At 65.8% G+C, this 8,941-nt stretch carries 10 protein-coding genes and 2 pseudogenes; 6 read left to right on the top strand and 6 right to left on the bottom strand.

Annotated elements, in window-relative coordinates:
- Positions 1 to 361: pseudogene (locus VML93_RS22620) on the bottom strand (TetR/AcrR family transcriptional regulator); the annotation flags it as partial.
- Here VML93_RS22620 and VML93_RS22615 point away from each other — a divergent pair.
- Both VML93_RS22615 and VML93_RS22610 read left to right on the top strand, forming a co-directional pair.
- Positions 280 to 471, top strand: a pseudogene (locus VML93_RS22615) (cytochrome P450); the annotation flags it as partial. The pseudogenes VML93_RS22620 and VML93_RS22615 sit on opposite strands and share 82 nt — an antisense overlap.
- Before the next feature lie 30 nt (positions 472 to 501).
- On the top strand, positions 502 to 1,467 hold the full coding sequence (locus VML93_RS22610; RefSeq protein ID WP_325614493.1) for an SDR family NAD(P)-dependent oxidoreductase: 966 nt from the start codon (positions 502 to 504) through the stop codon (positions 1,465 to 1,467).
- Here the strand turns inward: VML93_RS22610 and VML93_RS22605 are convergent.
- Positions 1,464 to 1,919 (bottom strand): VOC family protein, encoded by a 456-nt coding sequence (locus VML93_RS22605; RefSeq protein ID WP_325614492.1) that lies wholly within the window; start codon positions 1,917 to 1,919, stop codon positions 1,464 to 1,466. The two genes, VML93_RS22610 and VML93_RS22605, sit on opposite strands and share 4 nt — an antisense overlap.
- Complete coding sequence (locus VML93_RS22600) at positions 1,916 to 3,139, bottom strand: alkyl sulfatase dimerization domain-containing protein (RefSeq protein WP_325614490.1); 1,224 nt, start codon at positions 3,137 to 3,139, stop codon at positions 1,916 to 1,918. The genes VML93_RS22605 and VML93_RS22600 overlap by 4 nt, the downstream gene beginning before the upstream one ends.
- A 48-nt stretch (positions 3,140 to 3,187) precedes the next feature.
- Here VML93_RS22600 and VML93_RS22595 point away from each other — a divergent pair, with 48 nt between their 5' ends.
- Positions 3,188 to 4,333: a sulfotransferase gene (locus VML93_RS22595; protein WP_325614489.1), complete on the top strand. Its 1,146-nt coding sequence runs from the start codon at positions 3,188 to 3,190 to the stop codon at positions 4,331 to 4,333.
- A gap of 3 nt (positions 4,334 to 4,336) precedes the next feature.
- Positions 4,337 to 5,329 (top strand): zinc-dependent alcohol dehydrogenase, encoded by a 993-nt coding sequence (locus VML93_RS22590; protein ID WP_325614487.1) that lies wholly within the window; start codon positions 4,337 to 4,339, stop codon positions 5,327 to 5,329.
- Between the two features lie 7 nt (positions 5,330 to 5,336).
- On the opposite strand, the gene VML93_RS22585 is transcribed toward VML93_RS22590, so the two are convergent.
- Together VML93_RS22585 and VML93_RS22580 are read right to left on the bottom strand one after the other, a co-directional pair.
- The gene (locus VML93_RS22585; protein WP_325614486.1) at positions 5,337 to 5,858 is read right to left on the bottom strand and encodes a TetR/AcrR family transcriptional regulator; all 522 of its coding nucleotides are present in this window, start codon (positions 5,856 to 5,858) and stop codon (positions 5,337 to 5,339) included.
- Positions 5,859 to 6,000: 142 nt separating this feature from the next.
- Positions 6,001 to 7,161 (bottom strand): TDT family transporter, encoded by a 1,161-nt coding sequence (locus tag VML93_RS22580; protein ID WP_325614485.1) that lies wholly within the window; start codon positions 7,159 to 7,161, stop codon positions 6,001 to 6,003.
- Between the two features lie 181 nt (positions 7,162 to 7,342).
- On the opposite strand from VML93_RS22580, the gene VML93_RS22575 reads away from it, so the two are divergent.
- Positions 7,343 to 7,612, top strand: a complete 270-nt coding sequence (locus VML93_RS22575; RefSeq protein WP_325614483.1) for a hypothetical protein — start codon at positions 7,343 to 7,345, stop codon at positions 7,610 to 7,612.
- 13 nt (positions 7,613 to 7,625) lie between these two features.
- Here the strand turns inward: VML93_RS22575 and VML93_RS22570 are convergent, their stop codons facing one another.
- The gene (locus VML93_RS22570) at positions 7,626 to 8,213 is read right to left on the bottom strand and encodes a hypothetical protein (protein WP_325614482.1); all 588 of its coding nucleotides are present in this window, start codon (positions 8,211 to 8,213) and stop codon (positions 7,626 to 7,628) included.
- Positions 8,214 to 8,338: 125 nt separating this feature from the next.
- Between VML93_RS22570 and VML93_RS22565 the strand changes: the two genes are divergently transcribed.
- Positions 8,339 to 8,878, top strand: coding sequence for a transposase family protein (locus VML93_RS22565; RefSeq protein WP_325614480.1), 540 nt, complete (start codon positions 8,339 to 8,341; stop codon positions 8,876 to 8,878).
- Positions 8,879 to 8,941 lie beyond the last annotated feature (63 nt).

Here is an 8,941-nt window from a genome sequence, read left to right as displayed (position 1 = left end):
ACGCGGCCGCCGGCGGAAGCGGGCGTCGTTCGCCGGTCGATATCGCGTCGAGGACCAGGGCCACGTAGCGTCGCCAGCCATCGCCAGTCAGATCCATTGTCCAGAGCACGCTGTGCAACATTGCGATGAGGCGCGGTAGGTTGTCGGCGACCAGATCGCTGCGGACCAGACCGGCTTGCCGGCCTCGGCGGGCGAGTTCGTCGAGCGCCTCGTCCAGTGTGTTGGAAATGTCGGGGGTCAGCGAGCCGGCCCGGTACGCCGCGGTAAGCAGATTGTGTTCGCGGGCACTTGGGTTTCGGCTACGGCGTGCACCAATGCATCGGGCAGAACCTGGCCCGGGTCGAGATGCAGGTCGCGTTCTCGTCGCTGGCGCAGCGGCTACCCGGACTGAAGTTGGCCGTGGCACCGGATGAGCTGCGGTTCAAGGAAGCCGACATCTACGGCATGAAGGAACTGCCGGTCAGCTGGTAGCCGAACAAGCAACTCAACTTTGGGGATTCAGTGACATCTGATCTGCGGTTCGACGGCCAGGTTGCCGTGATCACCGGCGCCGGAGGCGGATTGGGCAGGCAGTACGCGCTGCTGCTCGCATCGCGCGGTGCCCGCGTCGTGGTCAACGACATCGGCGGATCGGTAACCGGGCTCGGCTGCGACAGCGAGGCTGCCACCGCTGTCGTGGAGGAGATCCGCCAACTCGACGGCGAGGCGGTTGCCGATGCCGACAGTGTGACGAGTCCCGAAGGCGGACAAGCGATCATCGACACCGCCGTTGACAACTGGGGGCGAGTGGACGTCCTGGTCAACAATGCGGGAATCGTCGGCGACGCACCCTTCGAGGATATGACCGCCGACCGGCTCGAACCTGTGATTGATGTGCACCTGCGCGGCGCGTTCTACGTCACTAGGCCGGCTTGGAACGTGATGCGCGAGCAGCGGTACGGCCGGATACTCAACACCTGCTCGTCCGCCGGAATCCTTGGCGCCGAAGGCAAGAGAAACTACGGCGCGGCCAAGACCGGATTGATCGGCCTCACCCGCGTGTTGGCCGGCGAGGGCGCCGGCCACGACATCAAGGTCAACGCGATCGCCCCGATCGCCTATACCCGGATGCTGGCGCACTCGATCGAGGGCGCCGGCCGGCAAGATGATCCGTCGGACCAGGCTGTCTTGGATGATATTGTGGGCCAATACCTTCAGAAGCTGGACCCCGCGTTGGTGGCTCCGGTGGCGGCGTTCCTGACGCACCGGGATTGTCCGGTGTCCGGGGAGATCTACACGGTGGGCGCCGGACACGTCGCGCGTTTCTTCATCGGCCGGACGAAGGGTTTCTACAGTCCCGCGCTGTCCGTCGAGGACGTGCGTGACCACTTCGAGGAGATCCGTGACGAAACCGACTACACGGTACCCGGCGGGTCTGGTGAAGAGATCGCTCAGCTCTTCGCGGCCATCATGAGTGCCCCCTCCTAGGGGCCGGCCGTCGACCACCAGTATTCGATGAACGGTTTCATCCCCTGGCTCACCAACTCGATACGCGGCCCGGTCGCGGCCTTGCAGTAGGCCCACAGCAGCGTCCCGGACCCGTCGGGGTTGTACGACTTCACCTCGTAGCGCATGCCGTTGGCTTCCAGTGTCGCCAAGTCTGATTCGACGTCGTCGGACCAGTAGCCGATGTGGTGCACGCCGGAATCCGCCGGGACCCAGATCGTGCCCGGCACGCTTTGCAGAATTTCCAACCGCGGCGCGTCACCCGAATACACCATCCGCATGGGGATGGTCACTTCGCCGTCGGGCGTCTGGGCGACCTGGTCAACCTCGACGATGTCGGTCCACCGGTAGTCGGCGACTTTGGTGAACCAGTCCAGGGTCGCGTCGAGGTCGTCGACGACGATGCCGCTGTGGTAGAGATTTTCGGGCTTCATTCGCTTTCCTCGGGTGTCGCACTCTTTATTGCCTGCTCGAGCCACTGCACCTCGCTGAAGTTTTCCCGCCCGCTGTTCTCCAGCAGCCATTCCAGCGCGAGGCGTTTCACCCGCAACGCGGCGGGATCGCCCGGTGCATGAGCGAGCACGATGTCGACGAGGTGCAGGGCTTGCGGTGCGCGTCCCTGCTCCAGGTGGACACCCGCGCGTTCGGTGAGTCTGGCTGTGCCGCCGGTCAATTCGACGATGTCCTGCCATACCGCCGAGGGCGGGGTGGGGTAGAGCTCGGTGGTCGACTCGTAGCGGAACCACCCGGCGTGCTCCTCCCAGATGGCCCGCACGATCCACGGCACCTTCCCGTGTACCTGAGGCAGCGCCAGCCCCGACGGAAGCGTGACCTGACCCATCAGCGTCCACAGGTCGGCGCCGGCGTTCATCCCGTCGATGGTCCGGTCGCGTAGGTAGACGGTCGCGTCACGCACCTTGGTCATCGTCTGCGCTATCTCCTCGGCGCCGGCGAAGACATCGTGCCCGTTGATCAGCGTTTCCGGGTTGAGGGCGAGGACCCTGTCGACCGAGTGGATGAAGGCCATCGCGCTGCGAATCTTGTCCCCCCGCAAGGTATACAGATTCGGCACGTGGCCGAAGAACGGCCCCAGCAAGTTGCCGATGAAGACGGTGCGCCGCTCGGGCAGCCACACCACCAAGGCGTCGGTGGTCTCACCGCCCGGAGTGGCGTAGAGCTCGAAGCGCCGACCACCGAGTTCGAACTCGTGGCTGTCCAGGAAAGTGGTGGTCAGGACCGGCTCCGGCGGCAGCTTCATCGACATCGCGTCGACATCCATGAGCGCGCCCCACAGTGTCATGATGCGGCGTGCGTAGAACGGATGCAGGTGTCGCCAGTACTCACGCACGTCACTGTGGTTGGCCTGGGCGATCGTCTGGACGCGGGGCGCGTTGAACAGATCCCATCCACCGACGTGATCGGGGTGCCCCTGGGTGAACGTGATCACCCTCAGCGGTGCCTTGCTCACCCGCGCGAAGCGCGTCTTGATCGCGTCGGCCTCGAAGTCGGTGCCGGTGTTGATCAAGGCGTCACCGTCGTCGGTGGTGATCAGGTAGCTGTTGGCGATGTTGCGGGACATAAAGATGCCGTCGCCGAGGTCGACGGCATCCTGGCTGGCTTCACCCTGTTTGACGAGAGCATCTAGGGATTGCACGGCGATAACCTAACATTTGTTCTCTACGGCCGTATAGTCTTATCGGGCATGGACGAACTAATCACCCGCGCCTGCGAGCGCACCGGTCTCGACGACTTCGGCGACGACTCGTGGCGCGAGGGGCTGGGTGTACTCGTCGACAGCGTAAAGTCCACGCCCGGCGTCAATCCGGGTGGGCGCGACTTCGTCTACAACCAGTTCGTCGACGCGTTGCGGAATCGCCTGCGCATCGTCGACTACCTCGCAAGGCATCCCGAGGTCGGGCAGCAGCCGGTGGAGCGTCCACTGGTGATCCTCGGATTGCCGCGTACCGGCACGTCATTGGCGAGCTATCTGCTCGACCAGGATCCACGACGGCGATCACTGCTGACGTGGGAGGCCGAGGACTCGGTGCCGCCGCCGACGCCCGAGACGCTGCGCACCGATCCGCGCTGCCTGAAGAAGAAGGCGGAACTGGCGGTTCTTGCCGAGGGGCTCAAGGCTGCCAACATCCCGATGGTGCACTGGGACGAGGCCGACGGTCCGACGGAGTGCGTGTTCGTCCAGAGCCAGGACTTCAAGGCGTACCTCTGGGAGGCCTTCATGCCCACCTCCGCCTACGCGGACTGGCTGTCGGAGACCGACATGACCAGCGCCTACGTCTACCAGCGGTCGGTGTTGCAGTTGTTGCAGTCGCGCGCCCCGGGCACCTGGTCACTCAAGATGCCCTCGCATGCGGTGCACATCGAGGCGCTGTTGGCCGCGTTCCCCGACGTGCGCATCGTGTGGGCGCATCGCGACCCGTTCCAGGCCACCGCCTCGTTCCTGCGATTGAACTACCTGTCTCGGGCAGTGCTCGGCTGTGCCGTCGACGTACCGGCAGTGGTGTCGAATGTGTTGCGCCAGTTACGGGCTCACGTCGTGCGGCCGTTGCTGGCCCGCCAACGCATCGGCGAGCACCGCTTCTTCGACCTGCACTACTCGGCCCTCATACGCGACCCCATCGGCGTGATGCGCGCCCTGTACGACTGGGCCGGCGATGAGCTCACGGCGTCGACAGAGCATGCCATGCTCGACTGGCTCAAACGAAATCCGCAGGACCGCTTCGGTGTTCAGCCTTACTCGCTCGACGGGACCGGCGTGACCCGGGCCGACCTCGAACCGGTCTTCGATGAATATCTGTCGATGTTCGACATCGAACTCGAAGGATTCTGAACGATGAAGGCAGCGGTGACGACCGAGCAACGCGGCTTCGCCGTGGTCGACATGCCCGATCCGGCGCCGGGACCCGGTGAGTTGGTGATCCGAGTCGCGGCCTGCGGCGTGTGCGGGTCTGACATCAAGGCGCAGCCGTTCATGCCCGCCGGCATGGTCATGGGCCACGAACTGGGCGGCGAGATCGTCGCGGTCGGTTCGGGCGCCCACGGCTGGCGGGAGGGAACCAAAGTTGCCGTGCTGCCGGTCTTTTCCTGCGGCAGCTGTCAGTACTGCGAGACCGGTGCCGTATCGCACTGTGCGCAGACTCGCTACGTCGGCATCGGCCCCGACCGGGGCGGCTTCGCCGAGCTTGCCGTCGTGCCCGCCCGGCATGCATTCGCGTTGCCCGACGGCATGACCGACAACTACGCAGCCTTGGTGGAGCCGTTCGCGGTTGGGCTGCACGGCATCCACAGCGCGCAGGTCAGTCCTGGCGAGGATGTACTGGTTGTCGGTGCGGGCGGAGTGGGTCTGACGACGATCGCGTGGGCTCGGGCGCTGGGCGCCGGGCGCGTCACCGCCGTCGACCCCGCTGCGCAGCGGCGTGATTCGGCCCTGGCCATGGGTGCCACCGACACGGTGGCCGCGGTCGCCGAGGGGGACGCCAACGGGTACGACGCCGTAGTGGAATGCGTTGGGCACCAGGAACTTCTGCAAGCATGCCAACCGGCGGTGCGGCCCCGGGGACGAATCGTCATCAGCGGTGCGTGCGGCGAGCCGGTGTCCATCGAACCGGTGACCGCGTTGCTCAAGGAACTCACCATTCGGTTCTCGGTCTGTTACACCCCCGACGAGTTCCGCGAGGTCATCGCCGCGTTCGGCAGCGGCGCCGTCGACCCGGCACCCATAATCGGGCCGTCGCTCGGGCTGAGCCGGATCGGCGAGGCATTCGATCTCGTGCGCGACGCGCGAGTGCACGGGCGCGTTCTCGTCACGCCTGGGTCGTCGGACTGAGCGCGCGTCAGCCCGCGCCACGGATGCGGGCGTGCTCCGCTGCCACCCCGGCGATCACTGCATGGAGATAACCCTCTAGCTGCTTGGCGTTTTCGAGTCGAGCCAGGCCGTTGGCCAACCGAAAGAGAAACCCGCCGAGGAAGGTGACCACCGCGAATGCCTGCTCTTTGATCAGCTCCCGATCCGGAGGAACGTCGGCGGGCTGCAGTTCGGCGACGGCCTCTTCGCTGATCGCGACGAACTGGTCCATCAGGTTCTGGAACACGGCGCTCAGTTCGGGATCGCGGGCGGCCACCATCAGCAGCTCGAAGCGCGCGCGGGCACGCGAGCGCTCCGGTTCGACGCCGGTTCGCATGGCCTGCTCGGCCAATCGCGACAGCAGCGATTCGGTCTTGTCGCCCGCGGCCGCCTTTGCTTCATTCATCGCCGCAACGAAATCCGCCACGTCGAGCTGCACCACCCGATCGGTCGCGCCGCGCAGCAGAGCCGACCGGGTCTGGTAATAGAACGAGGTCGTGCCGTCGGCCACCCCCGCGCGCCGATCGACGCGCAAATGGGTCACGCCGCGCGCTCCGTCTGCGGCCAACAGCTCGATCGCGGCGTCGCACAGTTCGCGCCGCCGCTCCCCGGCATTGGGTTTTCTTCTCATCTCGGTCGGGGCAGTTGACAGATCAGCGGCCGGCCTCGACCTTCGGGTCCTTACTCGACTTGATCGGGGCGGCGCTCGGCGGCAGCTTGAGAAGGTTGCCGCGCAAGCTACCCCGGGTGGTCCGCACCGTCACCAGCAGCCAGGTGAACAACAGACCGGCGTAGGCAATGGTCGCAGCCACCTTGAATGCGGGCACATGAGTGTGCGCGGCGAGCTGCGCGGTGCCGGTGACGAAGGTGCCGACCGGGAACGTCAGGCTCCACCACGTCAGCGCGAACGGCATGCCGCGCCGCAGCGTTCGCACCGTGAGGGCGGTGGCAAGCGCGATCCACAACACCGCGAACCCCCAGACCGGAACTCCGAAGAGGATTGCGAACGAATTCAGGTCCCCGGCCACGTCCGGGTCGACGGCCAGCGCGGCGTTGGCGCCGAGAAGCCCGGCGGCCGTGATGGATTGGCCGAGCGGACCCAGCACGATCCACAGTGTCGGCACCCGCGCGGTACCCGAGATGCCGTAGTAGGTGAGCCGGCTCCAGATCATCGCGATGATGTTGAACGAGGCAAGCAAAGACAATCCGAACAACGCGTAGCACCCGTACAGCATGGTCTGACGACCAGTGCCCGCCGCCACGTGCGGGATCAGCAGCGCACCCGTCGCGGCCGTGACCATGGGCGGGACGACCGGCATCAGCCAGCCGCCGAACGCCGCGTCGGGCTCGACCTCGTATTGGGTGAACATCAGGAAGGGAATGCTGACCGCGGTGAACAGCCCGCCCACAGTTCCCGCCGTCCACAGCACCCAGTCGAGGTCGACGGCGATGCGATCGCCGATCAGATCGCGACCGACCAGAACCGCCCCCGCGCCGACCGTCATCAGCGCCATGGGTGCGGCGCCGTAGAAGTGCGCCATCTGCGGATTGCGGGCGTGGCTGCGCGCCACGGTGGGATGGCGCAACCAGTGGCCGCCGACCACGACGATCAACACCACGAGCAGGACGGCGGCGATGACCCAGACCACTTCCGCGAATCCGCGCAATCCGTATACGTGGACCGGCAGCGTAGCGCCGGCGGTGGCGACGATCCCGGTGCCCATCACCGAGGCAAACCAGTTGGGCCCGATGTTGCCCAGCACCTCGACGCGCGGCTGCGGCGACTCTGCGTCGCCCGGATTTGCAGTGGCCATAGCTGAAAGACCTTACTGCCGTTACGGCCGCGCCGCGGGGGACTGCCTTTTTTGCCCGCACCGCGACAACCGGAACTTCGGCGCACCGCTGGTCCCCCGGCCGCGCGTAACCCGATGTGGCGCTGGCTATGTCGAACGCGCGTCGAGACAGCCCGCTAAGTCACATACACTGCCAACGACAATGCATCCTTGTCGAAGCAGAGGTACACGTTTGACCAGAGGCAGGCTCTTGATCGCGATCGCCGTGGCGCTCGCGATCGGCCTTCTCGCATTGCCGGTCAAACAACGCTGCGGTGCGCCGGGCTATACATGTGCCACCGGATTGGATTCGCAGGGCTACGTTCACTACTACTACGAGGTCGAGCCGTTCGGCGTGTATCTCGTCGAAAGCGTCACAGGCACCAACATCCGTCTCTATTACAAGTCCGGCGAGGACCGCGAGAAGGCCTGATCGCCAAGGCGCTTCAGTCCCGCGCCACAGCGGCGGCGAAGGGTCGTTCCACGTCGATGTAGGCGTCGTCGGCGATGTCGAACACCACCTTGACGATCTCGCCGCCCGCGTACTCAAAGCGGTAGGGGTAGTCCGTGGTCACTGGGTCGGAGCTGTCGTAGCCGACGCACAGTCCTTCCCCGCAACACGAGAAATGCCCGGACATCGTTCGGATCTCCTTGCCCATGATCGGCTCGTCGTTGACGTAAAGCGTTGCAGTGCCGAAGCTTTCACCATGCTCCCCGCTGCCTTCCTTGGCGAAGTCCACCCCGATGAGGTGCCGACCCGGCGGCGGCAGCGGAGCTTCGAGGACCTGCGGGGTGCCGATGCCGAGGAAATTGTAGGCGTATTTCACAGTGCCGTCCTTGACATAGAGCGCATGCCCGCCGAACCGGTGGCCGTGTGCGAAAATGACTCCCCGCGTGGCTGATTCGACGACCACATCGGCAAGGACCTTGAACGACACCGCGTGGGTGTTGGCCGCCGACCGCTCCGGAATCGGGCTGCTGCCCGGGTAGTAGATGTACTGCCCGCCGGGCGGTACCGGGACCTTGAATTCCATCGCGAGGAAGGCTCTTGTGACGTTGTCGTGGGTTTGCTGACCTGAGGTTTGGGCGCAACGCCGTGTCCTGCTTACGTTTTGGACTGTCCAAGGTTCAAGACGTAGGAGGGGTTACGGCGTTGCGCATGTCCAGGGTATTCGCGTCCGGTCTGGGCGGGGTGAACATGGTGGTCGAGGACATCTCGATTGAGGTCGAGACCTCGCGCGGGCGCAACCCGCAGGCCGCTGAGGTGCTGGTGTTGTCGGTGCGCCCAAAGGCCGCGCAGGCCGGCCGGTGTTCGCGCTGCCGCAAACGCTGCCCGGGTTATGACGGCGGGGACGGGATTCGGCGCTGGCGCACCCTCGACGTCGGAACGACGAAGGCGTATCTGCAGGCTGCGGTGCCGCGGGTGGAATGCCCGGAAGATGGGGTGGTGGTGGCGCACGTGCCGTGGGCGCGGCCGGGCGCCAAGCACACCTGGTTGTTTGAGGACACCTGCGCGTGGCTGGCCGCGCACGCTGCGCTGAGCGTGCTCACGGTGCTGCTGCGCATCGCCTGGCGCACCGTGGCGGCGATCGTTGCTCGGGTGGTCGCCGACGGCCGCGACACCAACGACCTGCTCGCCGGGCTGACCCGGATCGGCATCGACGAGATCGCCTGTCGCAGGGGGCAGCGGTATTTATAAGTTACGTGGAATCTGACGGCGTGTCGGTCGGCGGGGGCCACGACGCGGCCCCGTAGCGTCACG

Source organism: Mycobacterium sp. (assembly GCF_035499775.1).
In the GTDB taxonomy this organism is placed as follows: Bacteria; Actinomycetota; Actinomycetes; order Mycobacteriales; family Mycobacteriaceae; genus Mycobacterium.
This window is presented reverse-complemented; position numbering and strand designations above follow the sequence as displayed.